General features: G+C 46.8%; 19 protein-coding genes and 1 tRNA gene. 14 read left to right on the forward strand and 6 right to left on the reverse strand.

The genetic code is table 11. The annotated features are described in order from the left end of the window. Positions 1–149: 149 nt before the first annotated feature. Positions 150–226 (forward strand) — tRNA-Met (locus tag ACGHM3_RS06055). 84 nt (positions 227–310) lie between these two features. Here ACGHM3_RS06055 and ACGHM3_RS06060 read toward each other — a convergent pair. The 3 genes from ACGHM3_RS06060 to ACGHM3_RS06070 form a co-directional block, all read right to left on the reverse strand. Continuing rightward, entirely contained in the window at positions 311–721 is a 411-nt protein-coding gene (locus ACGHM3_RS06060; protein WP_390518284.1) for a hypothetical protein, read from the reverse strand. Then, positions 706–1,227 (reverse strand): T6SS effector amidase Tae4 family protein, encoded by a 522-nt coding sequence (locus ACGHM3_RS06065; RefSeq protein WP_345421215.1) that lies wholly within the window; start codon positions 1,225–1,227, stop codon positions 706–708. The genes ACGHM3_RS06060 and ACGHM3_RS06065 overlap by 16 nt, the downstream gene beginning before the upstream one ends. A gap of 375 nt (positions 1,228–1,602) precedes the next feature. Continuing rightward, positions 1,603–2,313: a HipA domain-containing protein gene (locus ACGHM3_RS06070; protein WP_345421212.1), complete on the reverse strand. Its 711-nt coding sequence runs from the start codon at positions 2,311–2,313 to the stop codon at positions 1,603–1,605. Positions 2,314–2,651: 338 nt separating this feature from the next. Here ACGHM3_RS06070 and ACGHM3_RS06075 point away from each other — a divergent pair, with 338 nt between their 5' ends. From ACGHM3_RS06075 to ACGHM3_RS06090, 4 genes are all read left to right on the forward strand, one after another. Then, complete coding sequence (locus ACGHM3_RS06075) at positions 2,652–3,926, forward strand: Mu transposase domain-containing protein (protein WP_345421210.1); 1,275 nt, start codon at positions 2,652–2,654, stop codon at positions 3,924–3,926. Continuing rightward, positions 3,923–4,687, forward strand: a complete 765-nt coding sequence (gene istB, locus ACGHM3_RS06080; RefSeq protein WP_390517726.1) for an IS21-like element helper ATPase IstB — start codon at positions 3,923–3,925, stop codon at positions 4,685–4,687. Before ACGHM3_RS06075 ends, istB begins: the two co-directional genes overlap by 4 nt. A 137-nt stretch (positions 4,688–4,824) precedes the next feature. Further along, entirely contained in the window at positions 4,825–5,433 is a 609-nt protein-coding gene (locus tag ACGHM3_RS06085; RefSeq protein WP_345426203.1) for a glutathione S-transferase family protein, read from the forward strand. 10 nt (positions 5,434–5,443) lie between these two features. Further along, positions 5,444–6,166: a YafY family protein gene (locus ACGHM3_RS06090; protein ID WP_345426205.1), complete on the forward strand. Its 723-nt coding sequence runs from the start codon at positions 5,444–5,446 to the stop codon at positions 6,164–6,166. On the opposite strand, the gene ACGHM3_RS06095 is transcribed toward ACGHM3_RS06090, so the two are convergent. Beyond that, positions 6,157–6,546: a helix-turn-helix domain-containing protein gene (locus ACGHM3_RS06095; RefSeq protein ID WP_344799468.1), complete on the reverse strand. Its 390-nt coding sequence runs from the start codon at positions 6,544–6,546 to the stop codon at positions 6,157–6,159. The genes ACGHM3_RS06090 and ACGHM3_RS06095 overlap by 10 nt on opposite strands. A 130-nt stretch (positions 6,547–6,676) precedes the next feature. Between ACGHM3_RS06095 and ACGHM3_RS06100 the strand changes: the two genes are divergently transcribed. Further along, on the forward strand, positions 6,677–7,231 hold the full coding sequence (locus ACGHM3_RS06100; RefSeq protein WP_344799467.1) for a carboxymuconolactone decarboxylase family protein: 555 nt from the start codon (positions 6,677–6,679) through the stop codon (positions 7,229–7,231). Positions 7,232–7,489: 258 nt separating this feature from the next. On the opposite strand, the gene ACGHM3_RS06105 is transcribed toward ACGHM3_RS06100, so the two are convergent. Further along, positions 7,490–8,565, reverse strand: a protein-coding gene (locus tag ACGHM3_RS06105; RefSeq protein ID WP_390517716.1) for an IS3 family transposase whose coding sequence is annotated in 2 segments (ribosomal slippage) — positions 7,490–8,316 and positions 8,316–8,565 — 1,077 coding nt in all. Because the reading frame shifts where the segments join, the coding sequence is not laid out codon by codon here. 222 nt (positions 8,566–8,787) lie between these two features. Between ACGHM3_RS06105 and ACGHM3_RS06110 the strand changes: the two genes are divergently transcribed. The 8 genes from ACGHM3_RS06110 to ACGHM3_RS06145 all read left to right on the forward strand — a co-directional run bounded on the left by ACGHM3_RS06110 (position 8,788) and on the right by ACGHM3_RS06145 (position 15,781). Beyond that, entirely contained in the window at positions 8,788–9,963 is a 1,176-nt protein-coding gene (locus ACGHM3_RS06110) for a MerR family transcriptional regulator (RefSeq protein WP_345427448.1), read from the forward strand. A gap of 216 nt (positions 9,964–10,179) precedes the next feature. Further along, positions 10,180–10,929: a glucose 1-dehydrogenase gene (locus ACGHM3_RS06115; RefSeq protein ID WP_345427247.1), complete on the forward strand. Its 750-nt coding sequence runs from the start codon at positions 10,180–10,182 to the stop codon at positions 10,927–10,929. Positions 10,930–10,984: 55 nt separating this feature from the next. Beyond that, complete coding sequence (locus ACGHM3_RS06120; RefSeq protein ID WP_345427248.1) at positions 10,985–11,596, forward strand: TetR family transcriptional regulator C-terminal domain-containing protein; 612 nt, start codon at positions 10,985–10,987, stop codon at positions 11,594–11,596. Next, positions 11,593–12,780, forward strand: a complete 1,188-nt coding sequence (locus ACGHM3_RS06125; RefSeq protein WP_345427250.1) for an SDR family NAD(P)-dependent oxidoreductase — start codon at positions 11,593–11,595, stop codon at positions 12,778–12,780. The genes ACGHM3_RS06120 and ACGHM3_RS06125 overlap by 4 nt, the downstream gene beginning before the upstream one ends. A gap of 52 nt (positions 12,781–12,832) precedes the next feature. After that, positions 12,833–13,429 (forward strand): carboxymuconolactone decarboxylase family protein, encoded by a 597-nt coding sequence (locus ACGHM3_RS06130; protein ID WP_345427252.1) that lies wholly within the window; start codon positions 12,833–12,835, stop codon positions 13,427–13,429. Next, entirely contained in the window at positions 13,416–14,567 is a 1,152-nt protein-coding gene (locus ACGHM3_RS06135) for an IS4 family transposase (RefSeq protein WP_345427254.1), read from the forward strand. The genes ACGHM3_RS06130 and ACGHM3_RS06135 overlap by 14 nt, the downstream gene beginning before the upstream one ends. Before the next feature lie 16 nt (positions 14,568–14,583). Next, positions 14,584–15,000 (forward strand): carboxymuconolactone decarboxylase family protein, encoded by a 417-nt coding sequence (locus tag ACGHM3_RS06140; protein ID WP_345427256.1) that lies wholly within the window; start codon positions 14,584–14,586, stop codon positions 14,998–15,000. A 94-nt stretch (positions 15,001–15,094) separates the two neighbouring features. Next, the gene (locus ACGHM3_RS06145) at positions 15,095–15,781 is read left to right on the forward strand and encodes an SDR family NAD(P)-dependent oxidoreductase (RefSeq protein ID WP_345427258.1); all 687 of its coding nucleotides are present in this window, start codon (positions 15,095–15,097) and stop codon (positions 15,779–15,781) included. Between the two features lie 435 nt (positions 15,782–16,216). Here ACGHM3_RS06145 and ACGHM3_RS06150 read toward each other — a convergent pair whose 3' ends face one another. Next, positions 16,217–17,773 carry a Fic family protein gene (locus tag ACGHM3_RS06150; protein WP_345427260.1) on the reverse strand — a complete coding sequence of 519 codons (1,557 nt, stop codon included), beginning with the start codon at positions 17,771–17,773 and terminating at the stop codon, positions 16,217–16,219. Positions 17,774–18,051 lie beyond the last annotated feature (278 nt).

Raw genomic sequence — 18,051 nt, forward strand, 5'->3', positions numbered from 1 at the left:
GCGCCACGCTAAACCATGGCCCAAGCCAAGTGCTTGAAAACTGTACAAATTTTATTTTCACAAAAGGGGTTGACCCCAGTAGGGGCCCTCCCTATAATGCGCAGCCTCTGGTGGCAAGGTTACTAACCAACGCCAACCAGCGACGTTGATGCGGGGTGGAGCAGCCTGGTAGCTCGTCGGGCTCATAACCCGAAGGTCGTCGGTTCAAATCCGGCCCCCGCTACCAAAATACGAAAGGGTCGTCCTTAATAGGACGGCCCTTTTTTATTTGTGCTGTGGGTTGTTGCTATTGTTTGTAAGGCGGTTAACGTTAATGATAATTTGCGCGCAATTTATCAATTTCTGTTCTTACAGCACTGTCATAGATTACTTCAGTACAAAATAGAACAGGCAGCGTTTTGTCCCCATCGGCTAGGTTCTCGCTACGTACAACTGGCAATGGGTTTTGCTCGCTGAAAATTTTAACCGCGTCAATTAGTCCTGTCAGTTCATCTGGGTGTAGTTGCGAGCGCTGTAAAACCGCCGACGCAAAGGCGTCACCTTGATCCATTAAGTATGGCTCGGTAAGAAAGGTGTAGCAGCTTGCGATCGCATAGCTATTGATGTCTTTGAGAATGGTATTTTCCGATGGTTTATCGCTTCGCGAAAAAGACGATGAACAACCTAGAGCCGATGACAGGGTTAGTGCCAGTAGCGACGTTTTTATTACGCTAATTCCCAAAATTCACCTCGTGATGTTTTAATTGATGGCTCGTGGCTATTTATGTAGGTTGAATAATTGTCATAGCTGGGCTCACGATACGAGGCGCCGTCCCACAGGGCGATGTGACCTGTTGCGCCAGTCCAATTTACGCTAAATGCGACAATCCCCTTCTTTTTCTTAAAAGTGTCGTCAAAGGGGGAGACATCATCAATTGAGGGTGCTCCTAGTGTTTTGATGAGGTACTTTCTTAGGTCGGCAACTCTAAAAATGATTCTTGAATTATTTTCGGTTCCAAGTGTTGTGGCGCCAACAGCATCTGAAATGTCCTGTTGAATAGGGCTGCCACCATTATTGAAGGCAACACTTAATCTACTTGCGCATGTGTTTCCGTTCGGCCCGAAACCAGGCACATTGATGTTTTTTTCTGCAGTGCCACCTAGGCTGGTGTATAAATCCTTGAGCGTGGGGTAGTTAATGTGATCAGGGAACGCATCCCATAACATACGAAAATTTGGTTTAGCCATAGTCCGGTTCCGTCCGTTAATTTCTCATCAGAAGAACCTATCTTACAAAACTCGGTGTGATCAATATGTGGCTGGTCGCTATCTCCATCTTTTTCTACAGCAGGAGAACAGGGTCACACATTTAGTTTTCATCCGCCGACAGACACGTGGAGTTTCGAAAAAAAAGAGGGGTGAGCGCTTCTGCTTTGTTGAGTCGCGGAATATGGCTTCGATGTGTCGATAAACTTTACTAAGTGGTATAGGCCGTTAATAACTTAACTAAGTTGCAGGCCGGCTTTGATGATGTCAATTTTGCATGTGGTGGCCTAACTTCTAGTTTGCGTAATTCGGAGGGCTTTCGTTATTTGAGCTGAGGATCTGTGTCTGCCATCAATTTTATGTCTCTATTTTAAAGTCTTGCTGTAGCCCACTCCAGTGAGTTTTGAGCGTTTCTTTATGTGCTTCGTCCATTGGCAGTTTGTTCAGAGAATCGGGCCAAAGCGCTCTAGCTTTTGTCATTGTGTCATCTAAATGAGGCTCTATCGCCCGCCATGGTATGCCGGCTTTATCTGCCCATAGCTGAAAATGTCTCTTGGAGACGGAGTGCCACTCTTTAGTCTTGCCGAGATTTAGCGCGTACTTAGTTTCATTTTCCATATACACCTTCGTGGTAACGATATCGTAGGCAGGTGAATGCCGCGGGGTGACTTTGTTAGGATAGAGAAAGCTCCAGTTCTTTAAATGTGCATCACCGTTAGCTAAGAGGATATTCACCAGCAACCGTCTTGCAAACTGCTGCGCGTCGGCCAACCCATCACCGGAGAAACCATAAATGATCTTCCCGATGTGTTCATAATTGGATGAGGTATATTTTTCATGAGGATATCTTACGAGAACCTGAGCAAAATCCTCCATGTGAATGCGCTGGCTTGGCGTGTGTTCAATGCTGGAGCGATCAAATCGCTTGATGGCAAAGGCATACTTTTCGTCAGGTAAGTTAATGTGTGGTAGGTTGTCGAGCTTGTTTAACTCTACCAATTTGATTTCAGGAATATCAACGCCAGCAAGTCCCGCCAATGACATGGCAGTATATTCGTTCTGCGGCACAAGCTTATGTGTTCGGCGACAATTAGGGTGACCGGTTGACGACAACTATCTTGGCCGGTTGGGTGTGACAATAGGTACTTTGTTTTCCACTTTGGAGCACAGAGTGCCGGGTCAACACATAACCAACCGACAAGAGGAGCTGTACATGCAGCATCGACAAGACGGCGCCAGCCAGGAAGTGGCGGCCGCTAAGGCAGGAATTTCCGTCCGCTCTGGACGACGCATCGAAAAATCAGGCGCACCTTGCATTCAAACCCAGAGAGATTGGCGCACACGCGAAGACCCGCTTAACGCGGTATGGAGTACCGAACTGGAGGTATTGCTCCGGCACGACCTTATTGGAATATCTGGAAGAGCATTACCCGGAACATTACGACCAGCGTGTTCTGCGTACCTTGCAGCGACGGGTCAAACAATGGAAAGCACTGAATGGCCCCGATCAGGATGTTATCTTCCGCCAGCAGGCGGCCATTGCACAGCAGGGTTTCTCTGACTTCACTCACCCTGACAGCCCGATCACTATCCAAGGGACGCCCTTAAAACACCTGCTGTATCAGTTCCGCCTGGCCTACAGCGGTTGGCGCTCGGTTACCGTGGTGCAGGGTGGAGAAAGCTATGCTGCTCTTGCTTGCGGGCTACAGCGAGCCTTGCAACAGGCCGGTGGCAGCCCGATTGAGCACCGCACCGACAGCTTAAGTGCAGCACGCAACAATCGACAAAATGTCTGGACCGACGCCTATGGCGAGTTATGTGCACACTATCGGATGCAGCCCACCCGCAATAACCTGGGGCAGTCACATGAAAACGGTGTGGTTGAGTGCGCCAACGGGTCGCTAAAACGTCGCCTGTCGCAGCAACTGAAGCTGCGCGGGCACCATGACTTTGACAGCATTGAGGCCTACCAAGCGTTCATTGATCAGGTGGCATCCAAACTCAATCGCCGCTCTCACTCGCGTTTTACTGAAGAGCAGCAGGCCTTACAGCCCTTACCTAGTCATGAGGCCGCCGATTACCAAACGCTGAATATCAAAGTCACACGCTCTTCGACCATAGAGGTCCGGCGCGTGGTCTACACCGTGCCCTCGCGGCTAATCGGTGAGCGCGTTCAGGTCAGGCTGCATCATGACCAGCTGGTGTTGCACATCGGGCAGCAGCAGGCACTAACGCTACCACGTATCTACCCTAAGCCAGGAGAGAGCCGTGCCCGCTGTATCAATTACAAGCACGTCATCCGCTCACTGGCGTCCAAACCTCAGGCGTTCCGCTACTCTCAGCTGCGCGATGATCTCTTGCCCGACGACAACTACCGCCAGCTTTGGCGTCATGCCGATCAGCAGCTGGAGGCTCGCGAGGCCTGTAAGTGGATCGTCACCGTACTCAGGCTAGCCTATGAATACGATGATGAGCAGGCGCTAGGGCAGGACTTGTTGGTTCACGCTAAAGCCGGCAAGTTCGCGACAATTACGGAGCTTCAGGCCCGCTACCTCACCAGCCATCAACCCACCTTGCAAGCCACCTCCACCCAGCATGAGCTGATTAGCTATGACGAGCTGCTGTCAACGATAACGGGCGATAGCCGGCTGCTAGATCTGGCGCAGGAGGTGGTGTTGTGAGCGATTCAGTCGCCCTGCTATTAAAAGAGCTGAAGCTGCCGGCCTTTGTTCGGCACTACCAGTCGCTGTGGGACACGGCTGTGGAGAAAAGCTGGTCCCACACCGACTACCTGGCGGCTCTATGTGAGTACGAGCTATCTGATCGTTATCAGCGCAGGACTCAAAAATGGATACGCGAAGCCAGGCTCGCAACCAGTAAAACCTTCACAGCCTTGGATAACAGCAGCTTGAGCAGACCCAATCAAGCGGTACTGGCCAAACTGCAACAAGATACAGACTGGGCGCACAACGCGGATAACGTCCTGCTGATTGGCCCCAGTGGTACCGGCAAAACCCACATAGCCAACGCTTTGGGTCACCGGCTTGTTGAGCAAGGAGTGCGCTGCAAGCTGTTTCCGGCCATCGCACTGGTTCAGCTCTTGCAGCAAGCCAAGCGGGATCTTGACCTGATGACGGCAGTGACCCGACTGGATAAATACCGGGTCATCATCATTGACGACATTGGCTATGTGAAGAAAACCGATGCTGAAACACATGTGCTGTTTGAGTTTATCGCCCATCGTTACGAAAGTGGCAGCCTGATCATCACCGCCAACCAGCCCTTCAGTGAATGGGATCAGATCTTCCCCGACAGCATGATGACAGTGGCAGCTGTCGATCGGCTAATACACCACGCGACAATTATCGAACTTGAGGGGGAAAGCTATCGAAAGCAGCACCAGTTAGCACAAGCAAAAAGCAGTAAAAGTAAAAGCACCTAACCGGCCATCATAGTTGTCGCGGGCCGGACAAGATAGTTGACGTCTAACAAAGACTGCTGACAGGAGGTGACAGCAGTGCTCTGTTAATCTTTCGGCACGTATATTTATCATTCAAACCCTAACTTAAGGATATCTTTATGTATACACTTTATGGCTTTCCATTCTCACAGCACAGTCGACGTGTGGTTTCTTTATTAGAAGAGACTGGATTAGAATACGAATTTAAAAACGTCGATATGATGAATGGTGAGCATATGTCTCCAACATATCTGGAGATCAATCCAAATCATCAGGTTCCCACGTTAATTGCCGATAATGTTAAGATTCATGAGTCAAATGCGATACTACGCTATCTCTGTAACAAGCATGACTTGGAAGTTTGGTACCCTCAGGATGCTGATACGCGAGCGGCTGTAGATCAGTGGCTGGACTGGATTCAATGCCGTTTATCTCTCGCTGTTCTCGGTATTGTGCTTAACAAAGTATTTATGGGAGAGGACGCTGATCAAGATGCCATCAAGCAAGGGCAAGAAAAAATGGTAGAGTTGTCGCCTCTGCTAGAGGAAACCTTTGCTGATTCGCAGTTTCTTTGCGGCGCAAGGCCGACCATCGCCGATCTTGCGCTTGTCTCTAATATATTTCATCTGGGTTTAGCAGACGAACTTCCCACAGGGGAAAGCACTGGAAGGTGGTACAAGGCCATGCTAGAAATGGATGGCGTTAAAAAGTCATTACCAGAAATGTGATCAGGGCCTTATGTCAGCGACAAGACGACTCTTTAGTATTATTCAGACCTTGCGATCGGCCAAGCGGCCGATCACTGCGCAACAATTATGTGAGCAGCTGGAGGTCTCGTTACGCACTATCTATCGAGATATAGCAGAGCTTCAGGCACAGAACATTCCAATAGAGGGGGAGGCAGGCATTGGTTACATTTTGAGAGATGGCTACGACATGCCTCCTTTGATGCTTACGTTAGATGAGCTGGAGGCTGCGCTTTTAGGGGCTCAATGGGTTGCCGAGCGTGGTGATGAGAAACTCTCGATCGGCGCGAGAAGCTTGGTTGAAAAGCTAAACGATGTCGTACCTCAGCACCTAAAACAAGTTGCTGACTCTTTGGTTGTTGTTGCCCCCTGCCTTACGCCTATCATCTCCGATACGATAGACTCTGAGGTTTTGCGTGAAGCAATGCGCTCGCGAAAGAAAGTCAAAATAGAATATACAGATGGAGCTGGCAAGGTTAGCCTGCGAACTATTTGGCCTTTTATGCTTGCCTATTTCGAAACGGTTAAACTCGCTGTCGCATGGTGCGAAAAACGAGAAGGATTCAGGCACTTTCGCACGGACAGAATAGTTCATATGGAGGTTTTAGAGGAACAGTTTCCAGCAACAACCAGCCAGCTTAAGCAGGACTGGTGGGAACAAGAAAAAGAAAAAGAAAAGCCACGGTTTCATGCAGAAGGCAGTCTCTACACATAATCCAAAGGCACCGAGTCGTTATCTCGAATCAATTCAAACATATTATCTTCTATCCAGCGATCCAAGGTGCAGATTTTCATCCTGAGATCCTGTCCGAGCGGAGTGAGCTCGTATTCGACGTGGGGTGGAACGGTGCCCATGTCTATGCGAAGCACTAGGTTCATGTTCTCGAGTTCGCGCAGGGTTTGAGTTAGCATTTTTTGAGAAATGCCTTCGATTTTCCGCATCAGCTCTCCATTTCGCCAGCGTTCTTTAGCTAGCGCATCAATCACCAGTAAGTGCCATTTTCCGGCTAGAAAGGTCAATAGACAACGTGCTGGACATTTCGCGTTGAAAACATTTGGCTGTGCTTTCGTACGATCTTTAGGTAGTTCATACATGACGAAACCCTGAATTCTACATTTATTTGACAAAAATTATGGTTACCAAAAGGTGCGTACTATATTTTTAGTTATTTTAAAAATAATATCAATACCTCAAGTTGTTTTTATCAAATATCAAGGAGTCTATATGTTTAATGCTATTCAACCGGAAACCGCTTCCAGCGAAGCCCTCGCAGCACTTAACGAAGCTAAGTCTCAATTCGGAGCGGTAATTAATCTTTTTAAAGTAACTGCGAATGGGCCGAACGTACTAAAAGGCATCGCAGCCTTCAATAGAGAGCTGTCTGAATCCATTGAGTTAACACCTGCTGAAACCGAGCTTGTTGCAATGCTAACCTCGGCGCTGAACCATTGCGATTATTGCGTTAACGTCCACATGCAGATTGGAAAAATGCATAAACTGAGCGAAGAAGATTTAGTCGAAGCCCTGTCCGCACGCGCACAGAGCCCTCGCAATCAGGCGCTACTTGATTACACCAATGAACTAGTTCGTAATAGAGGTCGCGTTTCTAAACACGCGATAGACAACGCTATAGCGGAAGGTTTCAGCCAAAAAGCTTTGCTGGAAGTGATTGGTGTCGTAGGTGTTTATACCAGTCTTCAATATATCCGACATGTCGCTGACCCAGAGCACGATTTTCCGCGAGTAAAGCAGTTTAATGCGTGCGAGCACGGCGCTTAATAAAGATAAGCGCTGAGCTTTTCGCTTGAAAGTATCGAGTGATTTAACTGGTTTACTATCAAAGGGGGCGAGATCTGGTTGCTTATCTTCAAATCTAATCGTGCAGAATTTCTTGCTATCAAAAGATGCTTTCTTAAAGAAAATTAGATCAAGTAATTCTTGAGATGGCTCCCTTTTGTTAGGTGATATTCAGTAATGTTTGTTCCGAAAATGACCTTTCCCCTAAGTTAATACCACTCCCTCGATGAGATATTTGCCTTATGCTGCCTGTGCCGCGTAGGCTACTGGCGTCATGTAATTTAATGAGCTGTGCGGCCGCTCATGGTTATAGTGCGCACGCCATTGATCTATTTCGTAGCGGGCTTCCTCTATTGTTCGGAACCAGTGCTGATTCAGACAGGTGTCTCTAAACTTGCCATTTAGGCTTTCGACGAAGGCGTTTTGCGTTGGCTTGCCAGGCTGAATAAAGTTGAGTTTGACCTGATTTTCTTTACTCCAGAAGAACATGGCTTTGCTGGTGTATTCAGTACCGTTGTCACAAGTGATACTTTCAGGCTTACCACGGGTCTCGATTAGTTGATCTAAGAAACGGGCTACGCGATTTCCACTAATAGAAAACTCTGCCAGCTGTCCGACCAGTTCGCGACTGTAGTCATCAACTACATTTAGTATTCGGAAACGTCTACCATTACTCAGTTGATCTGATACAAAATCCATAGACCAGCGCTCGTTGATTTGCTTAGGTAAGTCCATCACAGGCACAGGGCGCGTGAGCTTTTTACGCTTTTTTGTACGAACCTGCAGTCCTTCCTCTGTGTAAACACGGTAGGTTCGCTTCTTGTTAGTCACCAACCCTTCGGCTTTCAGTAACCCGTGTAGCAAGAGGTAGCCATACCGACTGTATTGTGCTGCTAGCTCTTTCAGTCGCTTCCGAAGAACATCGTCGTCGTAGCCCTTAGCCCGATAGCGATAGCCTGTTCGGCTAATACCAGAAAGCCAGCAAGCACGGCGCTCGCTCAAGCCAAACGTTTCGACCAGATAACTGGCGACAGGCTTACGTTCAGCCGGCTTTACCACTTTTTTGACAAGACATCCTTCATGGCCTCCACTTCAAGTAGCTTTTCTGCAAGAAGCTTCTTCAACTTGGCGTTCTCCGCCTCCATATCCTTCATGCGCTTAGCTTCATTGACTTCCATGCCAGCATACTTTGACCGCCAGTTGTAGAAAGTACCTTCAGATATTCCCAGCTCGCGACAAATATCAGGCACTTTGGTACCCGCTTCATGCTGTTTGATCGCTTTGATGATTTGCTCTTCGGTGTATCGTTTCTTCATAGTAATGAGATCCCCTTGGGAGTAGATTAACTGGAAATCTCATCAACGTCATGGTTCTATTTTTCGGGGAAAGGTCAAAAACTGTAACGGTTTCAATCTATGTCATTGGTTAGCGCTTCATAAGCGCTAACTTTCTTGCTAGGACTCATTTATACCCATTGACCTGTCTACTGCTTTACAGTTTAAGATCACTCACAGTCAATTCTAAGAAGGTTTAACGCTCTGTACAAAATATCAGAACTTGCAAGAAAAGTTGAATTATCAAGAACCACTCTTCTTTACTATGAAAAGATTAGATTGATCTCTGGCGACAGACAGCCGAATGGCTATCGAGTATATACAGAGAAAGATTTACAGCGAATCTTGTTGATCCAAAAATTGCAATCTGGTGGTTTGACACTGAAGGAATGTAAAGCATGCCTTGAGGAAAAAGTTAATAAAGCGCTATTGATGGAGCGTGTAACAGTACTTGATAAAGAGATTGAGCAAAAACAGCAGTCTAAAAAGTTGCTTGTGGCCTTAATCGGTGAAGGTGACACCAAAGCGTGGCACGAAGACTTAAATAAGCGGGCACCTGATGCTCATTTAGAGTGGTTATTAACTCAGGGTTTTAGCGATAAAGAAGCTCTACAACTGAAGTGGTTATCAAAGAATATGAACGAACACGACTTATATATGAACGATTTCATGAAGATTTTTGAAACACTAGAGCGATGGGGTCCAGGTAGTGAGGAAGATACCAAAAAAGCATTGCTCGCTGTACCAAAATTGCCAGAATCCATTCTGGAGATCGGTTGCGGTAAAGGGCTTTCTGCTGAAGTATTGGCAAAATGTAGTAACGCAGAGATTACAGCCTTGGATAATGAGCAATCAGCTCTTGATAGGCTGGAGCAGCGCTTTGCGCAACAATGTCTGGTTGACCAACTCAGCACGGTTTGTGCAGGCATGACGGAGCTTCCTTTTCCAAAAAACAGTTTTGACCTTCTATGGGCGGAAGGAAGTGCCTATATAATCGGAGTGGAAAATGCATTGGCGCAATGGCGTTCTGTACTTAGAAAGCACGGGTATTTAATGCTCAGCGATATGGTCTGGCGAACATCGACTCCGAGCTGTGAGTCAATTGAGTTTTGGGAACAAGAATATCCGGATATTCAACTGGTTCAGACCAGAATTAATCAAATGAAAAAAGCCGGTTATCAGGTCATTGATCACTTCCCACAAAGCGAAAGCGCATGGTTAAACTACTATACGCCATTGGGGAAGCGACTAAGCGAGCTAGAAAGGGATTTGGCAGATAGCTCCGCATTCAAGGATGTACAAAATGAGGTGAATATTTGCACTCAATTTGGTCATGAGTTTGGCTATCACATGTTCATTCTAGAAAAACTCAATTCTTAGTCCCGTATTTGTGTTTTTGACGCTTAGACATATAAGCGTCGTAATGCCTCAAAACCCTACCTTTTAGACGGAGTAAGCTAGAGTAGCGTTTCATTCAACGGGACATTGCCTTGACATTAATAGTAGAACGGTCTAATAATAAATAACAAAAGTCGGACTGCTCATCTGTCTTATCGACTTTTTCGACTACAACGTAATGAGCGTGAGGCTAAGGAAATGAAAAAATTAGAGGGTAAGGTAGCCGTAGTAACAGGCGGGAATAGCGGTATTGGTTTTTCGATAGCAAAGATGTTTTCTGATCATGGCGCTAAGGTCGTTATATTTGGTCGCGATGCAGAGTCCCTGAAGGACGCAGACATAGCTCTTGCTGGGGAAAGCATGTTTATAAAAGGCGATGCCTGTTCTCAGGAAGACCTTGAGACATTGTTTAGGAAAACACGGAACCACTTCGGCACCATCGACATTGTTGTAGCTAACGCGGGAGGAGCCATAATGCAGCCATTTCTGGAGGTTACAGAAGAAGACTTTATTTATCAGAGTGATGTTAATTTCAAAGGCGTATTTTTTACACTTCAAAAGGCGGCTCCATGTATGAACGATAGTGGAGCGGCCATTATCGTATCATCAAGTGCTAACTGCCGAGCTGTACCGGGCATGAGTGTCTACGGCTCAGCCAAAGCTGCTGTAAGAGCACTTGCCCGAACTTTAACCCAGGAACTCGCACCTCGAAAAATACGTGTAAATGTTCTTACTCCTGATCCAGTCATGACAGCGGCGTACAGCCGAACGGGTCTGTCAGAGGAAGAGATCGGCGATTTTCAGGCGCTGCAAGCGTCCCAGATCCCGCTTAAGCGAATTGGACAGCCGGACGAAATAGCAGCAGCTGCACTATTTCTCGCTTCATCGGACTCTTCTTTTGTGGCTGGGGCTGAACTGGTTACTGACGGTGGCATGACACAGATCTGACATTAGGATTATCGATACTTTCCCAATTTAACCTAACAAATGATGATCAAAACAGATGGCTAGAACACGAGATATAAAAAACTACGACGACGCAAAAACGCGCTTACTGGAAACAGGAATGTCACTCATACGCTCTGAGAGTTTCTCAGGTATTGGCATTAACGACGTTCTTAAAAAAAGCGGCGTACCGAGAGGTTCTTTTTACCACTATTTCAAAAGTAAAGAGGCGTTCGGTCTAGAAGTAGCCCAGTACTATCACGGCTTGCAAATAGAGGGCGCAAACCAGGTATTAAATGATCAAACCCTCACTCCTATAGCTCGCCTGGAAGCTTTCTTTAGAGGCGCTAGCGAAGAATTTAAAGCTCGCAATTACGCGGAAGGTTGCCTGATGTGCAACCTATCAACTGAGTTAGCAGACACAAATGATGAGTTTCAGAAAATACTCAAAAAACATTGGGTGGAGCTCTCATCGGAAGTCGCACAATGTTTAGCGCATATTCAGCTTGGCGATATTGGTTTAGGCCACCTAAGCAATACAGAAGCTGCGGATTGGCTTATGAACGCCTGGAGTGGCGCATTGGTGCGCATGAAAGCTGAGCGTAGCGAAGCCCCTCTTCAACTCTTTGAAAAAACCATATTTAACATTAAGAAAGGAACACGCAAATGAGTAAAAACATATTAATCACCGGAGCAAGCCGAGGAATTGGTTACTTGACAGCCAAAACACTTGCCAAAGGAGGCCATCATGTCATTGCATCTATGCGAGATATTAAAGGACATAATGCGGCTATTGCTACCGAGCTTGCTGGCTGGGCGGCAGAGCATGGTCATTCTCTGGAGGTAGTAGAGCTGGATGTTACGTCCGAAGATTCCGTAGATTCCGCGATACAAGCTTTGGAAGAACGTTTAGATATTGATGTGCTTATTAATAACGCGGGCATTATGCCATGTGGCATCACAGAGGCTTATACGCCTGAGCAGGTTTCAGCATGCTTAGATGTTAACGTTGTCGGTGTTGCTCGCACCTGTAGAGCCGTTCTCCCGCACATGCGCGAACGAAAATCAGGGCTTCTAATCCATATAAGTTCAAGTTCCGGTCGGCTTGCGATGCCCTTCTTTGGGTTGTATTGCGCGAGCAAATGGGCACTAGAGGCTATGGCAGAATCTATGCATTATGAACTCGCCAGCTTTGGCGTGGAGTCCATAATCGTTGAGCCTGGCGGTCATGGTACTGATCTGATCCAAAGCCCTCCCGCTCCATCCGATACCCGGTGCATTGAGTCATATGGTGATATCGCTAAAGCGCCAGCGAATATTGTGGACATGTTCCAAGGCGTATTTGCACAAGGGGATAAAAGTACCGACGCACAAAATGTCGCAGATCAGCTTGCGGAACTTGTCGATATGGAAGGCGAGCGGCCAATACGTACGACAGTAGGCCATAATATGGGTGTTGACCAGATCAACACACGAGTTGCGCCAGTACAAGCCGAGTTCATTCGTTCATTTTTGCCGATGGCAGGCATAGAAGCACAGGATAACAGATTGTTTGTTTCGGCAACCATCACCTTAAAGCCCGAATACTACGACGAAGGCTTAGCCGCCCTTGAATCCATTATTCCCCAAACACTCAATGAGCCGGGCTGTCATGTCTTTACTCTCATGAAAAATAAGGAAGGTAATGGGACGCTTCACCTTTTCGAATGTTTTGAAGATGAACAAGCTTTGATGCTGCATTATGAGCAAGACTATACCAAAGCTGTTTTTGCTCAATATGAAGAGTGGTTAGAAAAACCCGTTGAAGTAACAAAGATGCTCGCATCCTCTTCGGTAACTTCGGCACAGTTTTAGTTCTCCAATGGCCTTGCTATTGCCCCGCTTACCTATGTGGATTGTTAATAAAATGACTGATCGAAAAAGCCGTTTGGCATTTATATTCATTGCAAGTTTCCTGGTATCGGGAATGGCAGCAGGTGCAGAGCCACTCCCCGCCAAGGAGAGTATTGATATGGATTTGTACAAGCGAGGTTTGCAGAACCTAAAAAAAGTTTCCCCAAACACGGAAGGTAAGCCCTTAACAAATGGCATGCCTTCCGCTCTGGCTGATCACTTTATCAGTTTTCTTTACGGCGAAGTTTATGAATCCATAAATCTTTCGCCTAAGAATAGAGAACTGGTATTGGTGGCTGGGTTGATCGCAATGGGTGATAAGACAACTGAGTTAAGCGTTCATATTAATGGTGCGCTAAATTCGGATTGGACAGCTTTAGAAATGCAGGAGGTGATGCTGCAAATGTCCGTTTATTCGGGCTTGCCATCTTCTGTAAATGGAATGAATACACTAAAAGAAGTGTTAGATCGGCGTAAACAAAGAGGTATAACAGATCACTGCTGCCCCATAAACATGAAACAAAAAAGGCTTAAATCTCAACAAGTTGGTACAATGAAAGTGCGAACAAACACTGTAAAACCCGGAGATTTAAGCCTTGGCACATCATAATACGATTTTCTCACAATTGCTAAAATTTATCCCGAGACATGAATTTGAGACGTTAGCCAATCAACATCATCAAGGTCGCAAGCTGCGCAAAATGTCTCGCTGGTCGCAATTTGTTGCCTTGGGCCTCGGTCAGCTCTCCGGTCGCAGCAGCCTGCGCGACATCGTCACGAATGTTTCCGCTCAAGCCAGTAAGCTTTACCATCTCGGTGCCTCAACAGTCAGTCGTTCTTCGCTTGCCCGGGTGAATGAGCAACAGCCACACACGCTGTACGAAGCATTGTTCGGCAAGTTACTCGCTCGCTGCCAGGGATTAGCACCCAAGCATGGCTTTCGCTTCAAGAACAAGCTTTACTCCCTTGACGCTTCCACCATTGATCTCTGCTTGGACGTTTTCCCTTGGGCAACCTTTCGCTCCACCAAAGGCGCGATTAAGCTACATGTTGGTCTGGATCACAGCGGCTACCTGCCAACATTTATGACCGTCACGGATGGCAAAGCCCACGATGTCACCGTCGGTCGTACGCTCAAACTCCCAAAACAAAGTATCGTCGTCTTCGATCGCGGATATACCGACTGCAAATGGTATAACTTACTGGATAATAACGATATTTTCTTTGTTACTCGGCAAAAATCCAACGCCACTTTCGACGTTATCGAGCGCCGTTCTGTTACCAAAAAATCAGGGCTTACCTCCGATCAAACGATTAAAATCAAAGGCAGTAAAGCCGCCGATTGTCCGATCGCGTTACGCCGTATCGGCTTCCGCGATCCCGGCACGGGGAAACACTATGTCTTCCTGACCAACAATTTCAAACTGGCTGCCAGTACAATCGCCAATATCTATAAATCACGCTGGCAGATCGAGCTGTTCTTTAAATGGATCAAACAAAACTTAAAGATCAAAACGTTTTTGGGTACGTCCAAGAATGCGGTGTTAACACAGGTTTGGATTGCCGTATGCATGTATTTGCTCTTGGCATATATCAAGTTTTGTAACAAGTTGAACTCGAGTCTCCAGCAGATTTTGCGGTTGCTCCAGCTCAATTTATTTGAACGGCGAGGCTTGGTAGATCTTCTGAGGGGTGACCCTCCGAAGCCATTAGACCCTCAACTACAAACCCAACTGCAATTTACCTAATGTTTATGGGACAGCAGTGATAACAGATGTAACAAGCCCACGCTTAGCATCTAAGCAAAAAACAGAAAAATCTAGGCTAGAGATTGGCTCTAATCAGCTTGAGAAATTGCAGGTCATAGAGGCTAAAGCACTTCAGGACGCATATAAAGATGTTTCGCCTAACTTTGCCAAACATGTTATTGAATATGCGTTTGGCGACATATTATCGAGACCAGCGCTAGACTACCAAACGCGAGAAATGATCACGATTGCGGCGCTCACCGCAATGGGCGCAACCAACCAATTGAAGCTTCATATGCAGGGTGCACTAAACCTTGGAATCCACTCAAGAGAGATTGCCGACATTATTATTTTGGTGGGAGCTTACTCAGGCTTTCCTTCGATGGCAAACGCAACAAATGCTCTAAAGGAAGTTCTCAATGAACGAAAGTAACACGACGAGAAGCACTGCCTGGTAATTCAGAGAGTGCGTATGAGAAACCGAGCAAGTCAACAACCGCCAAATACATATTTTCAGGAGTTTAGCTATGCCAAATGTACTCATTGTTGGAGCAGGAGCTGGTTTAAGCGCTTCGCTAGCTAGATGCTTCAGAAAGGCGGGATACTCGGTTTCTCTTGCCGCGCGCAATACTGTAAAACTCCAAGAGCTTGCCGATGAAATAGGCGCACAACTATTCACCTGTGATGTATGCGAGAAAAGTGATGTACACACTCTCTTTGAAGAGTTAGATAACCACAATTTTACGCTCGATACCGTAATCTACAATGCGGGAGCGTATACCAGAGGCCCTATTACCGAAATTGATACAGATCTTACAAAAGAGACGTTAATGATTAATAGTTTTGGGGCCTTATTGGTAGCACAGCAAGCCGCCAAACGGATGCTTAAAAATGGACGAGGAGCAATGCTATTTACCGGTGCCTCAGCGGGTGTTAAAGGCTTCTCTCAATCGGCCCCATTTGCGATGGGTAAATTTGCGCTTCGAGGGTTGTGTCAGAGCCTGGCAAGAGAACTCGCACCTCAAAACGTACACGTTGCGCACTTTATCATTGACGGCCTTATTTACTCTGCCGGCAGGGGAGCCCCTTATGATGATACAGCAATCACACTAAATCCGGATGAAATTGCGAAAACCTATCTTTATGTGTCAGAGCAAGAACGTAGTGCTTGGACTTGGGAGTTAGAACTCCGCACTAATACCGAGAGCTTTTGAGCTATAGGCCACACTATGACGACCCACAAATTACTTTTATTCAGCGCAATTATCGCTTGTCTATTAATCTCAAGTTGCTCATGGATTACACAAGATCATTATTTTTCAAATAATGATCTTTCATCTCCATGGAAAAGTCTATTTAGGCATGGCGTCCCATCCAACAAAACAGAGGGCTACCCAGATACATCATTAGCCATTTTAGAAAGAAGTGACGTTAAACTAGTTGTGGATGTTAGCTATCAAGAAGTGACATTTTCGGGACCCATGTTTCAGCTTTCCTTTTTAAAGGAAGCGGTAACAGCCATATGCTGCATCGCTTCCTTGCACCCATGTTTGAAAATTAGCTACGCGCCTGTTGGTAACAGGTAATCGCTTTCTCAGAATTAAGCCACGTAACTATTAATATCATACGTGTTGTATCTTAATTATTCGTTAATCGCTCGGAATTGACGGCTCTGCTTTACCGTCCAGTGCGCCTTGAACAAGTGAACCTAAGAATTTTGTAAAAGGCTCTATGTTTTGATTTGTGCTCGCTTCTTCCAAAGCAGCCATGTAATCATTGCGCTTTTCCAGCGGCACAATCGTCCAAGGGTAGCCACCACTCGCAAGCATCGCATTCATCAAAAAACGCCCCGTGCGGCCATTGCCATCCATATAGGGATGAATATAAACAAAGATAAAATGCCCTAGCACAACACGCACAGCGGCATTCTCTTCGGCTTGCAGCAACTCAAAAAACGCTGGCATTGCATCGCGCACAGCCTCTCGGCTTGGCGGCGTGTGCATGGAACCACGGATAAAAACAGGCGCATTCCGATAACCAGCAAGATCAGCAGGCTTGTGAATACCAGCCGTCACTCCGGGTGCAAACATTTCGCGATACCATACACGATGATCGTTGTCGACGACTTCCCCTGCATTATGCCCATCGAGTATTTGCTCTATGCTCTTGCGCACGGCTTGATAAGCCTGCCAATAGCCTCGGGCGGCCAAAGAATTTAGCCGCTCTTTATCATCGGCATGTTGTTCTGGATTCCAGTCTCCAGTGCGAACGCGGTTGATCAAATCTGGCGTGACGCGATATCCCTCAATAGAAAGCGAGTGATAGGCGTCTGTCACATACACATCTTCAACGTGCTGCATGTATGCGGTTTTATCGACTGCTTGAGAGGGCGATGCTGGAAAGCGCTCTATCACTGTTTCCCGCATATCCTGCCACATAAGCCGAATACGATTGACGTATGGGGATTGTTCGCGCCGCGAGAAGCTTAGGCTGGATTGAGCTTCAAACGGGTCTGTTTCGCGCAAATCATACCCAGCCGCGCGCATTGTACCCATAATATCGTCGGCAATTTGATTGCGGCCAATATTCCTGAATGCTCCTGCTAAGCGGCCAGCGATAGAACTGTGCCCACCCTCTAGCAGTTGCTCCAAGACTTCAGATGCATCACTGATCATGGATAATGCCGCGCGCATATCGGTTGGGTTCTGAGCGAAGCTCTGTTTGCTACAGGCAATCAAAGCAGAAGGAAGGCTATATATGCGCAACCCATTTTTGATGTTAACTTGAGTGGGTTCAGGGAGCGAAGAACGGATATCCAGAAGTGACGTGCCATGAGGTAATGCTGTTACATTGTTCCGTGCCTTGGTGGCTCGAACCAATAGCTGTTTTGGTACTGTCATATTCTCAGTATGGAGCGCGATAGATTGCTCAGGTGATAAGCACCAATCATCACCTTTTAAATGATTAAGGTAGGCTGCACAAAATTGCCAAAAGGACGCATACCAAGCAGTGCTTTCGCCGCGTGTTTCATCGGGGCGTGCTGGCACATACCAGCCCTTGATAACTTCCTCAAGGAAGCCGTTTTGAACGAGGCGTTCACGATGAGTGCGCGAGAGATCGGCAGAGCGTATGGCAACTGAGCCATTTGTCTGAAGGTCGTGAAGGGCTTCTAAGGCATCAGCCAGTTTTTCGGAAGGGGTCGCCATGGTGGTTCTTCTCGCTTATCATGCGTATCTATTATTCGCTTATTATGTTGTACCACTATTCGCTTATTGTGTCGATCTATGATTCGCTTATTGTGCTGAATAGGTAGTGGGCACGGAGCATTAAAGAGTAAACTTCTGCCCTCGGGGCAGGCCTTAGTACCACCGTCATCGTGAAGATGAGGCAAGAGTGAGCAGGAATAAATTGCTGCAATTCAGCATAGTTCCGCTATTGGCGCGGCTTTACGATGACCGCAAGATGTGTGCGTGTAGTACAAAAT

The sequence above is a fragment of the Halioxenophilus aromaticivorans genome (genome assembly GCF_042850945.1).
Lineage (GTDB): Bacteria > Pseudomonadota > Gammaproteobacteria > Pseudomonadales > Cellvibrionaceae > Halioxenophilus > Halioxenophilus aromaticivorans.

Coding starts and splice junctions, on each gene's coding strand:
- ACGHM3_RS06065 (WP_345421215.1), bottom strand. CDS start 1,227: ATGGCTAAACCAAATTTTCGTATGTTATGGGATGCGTTCCCTGATCAC.
- ACGHM3_RS06085 (WP_345426203.1), top strand. CDS start 4,825: ATGTATACACTTTATGGCTTTCCATTCTCACAGCACAGTCGACGTGTG.
- ACGHM3_RS06090 (WP_345426205.1), top strand. CDS start 5,444: ATGTCAGCGACAAGACGACTCTTTAGTATTATTCAGACCTTGCGATCG.
- ACGHM3_RS06095 (WP_344799468.1), bottom strand. CDS start 6,546: ATGTATGAACTACCTAAAGATCGTACGAAAGCACAGCCAAATGTTTTC.
- ACGHM3_RS06100 (WP_344799467.1), top strand. CDS start 6,677: ATGTTTAATGCTATTCAACCGGAAACCGCTTCCAGCGAAGCCCTCGCA.
- ACGHM3_RS06115 (WP_345427247.1), top strand. CDS start 10,180: ATGAAAAAATTAGAGGGTAAGGTAGCCGTAGTAACAGGCGGGAATAGC.
- ACGHM3_RS06120 (WP_345427248.1), top strand. CDS start 10,985: ATGGCTAGAACACGAGATATAAAAAACTACGACGACGCAAAAACGCGC.
- ACGHM3_RS06125 (WP_345427250.1), top strand. CDS start 11,593: ATGAGTAAAAACATATTAATCACCGGAGCAAGCCGAGGAATTGGTTAC.
- ACGHM3_RS06130 (WP_345427252.1), top strand. CDS start 12,833: ATGACTGATCGAAAAAGCCGTTTGGCATTTATATTCATTGCAAGTTTC.
- ACGHM3_RS06145 (WP_345427258.1), top strand. CDS start 15,095: ATGCCAAATGTACTCATTGTTGGAGCAGGAGCTGGTTTAAGCGCTTCG.
- ACGHM3_RS06150 (WP_345427260.1), bottom strand. CDS start 17,773: ATGGCGACCCCTTCCGAAAAACTGGCTGATGCCTTAGAAGCCCTTCAC.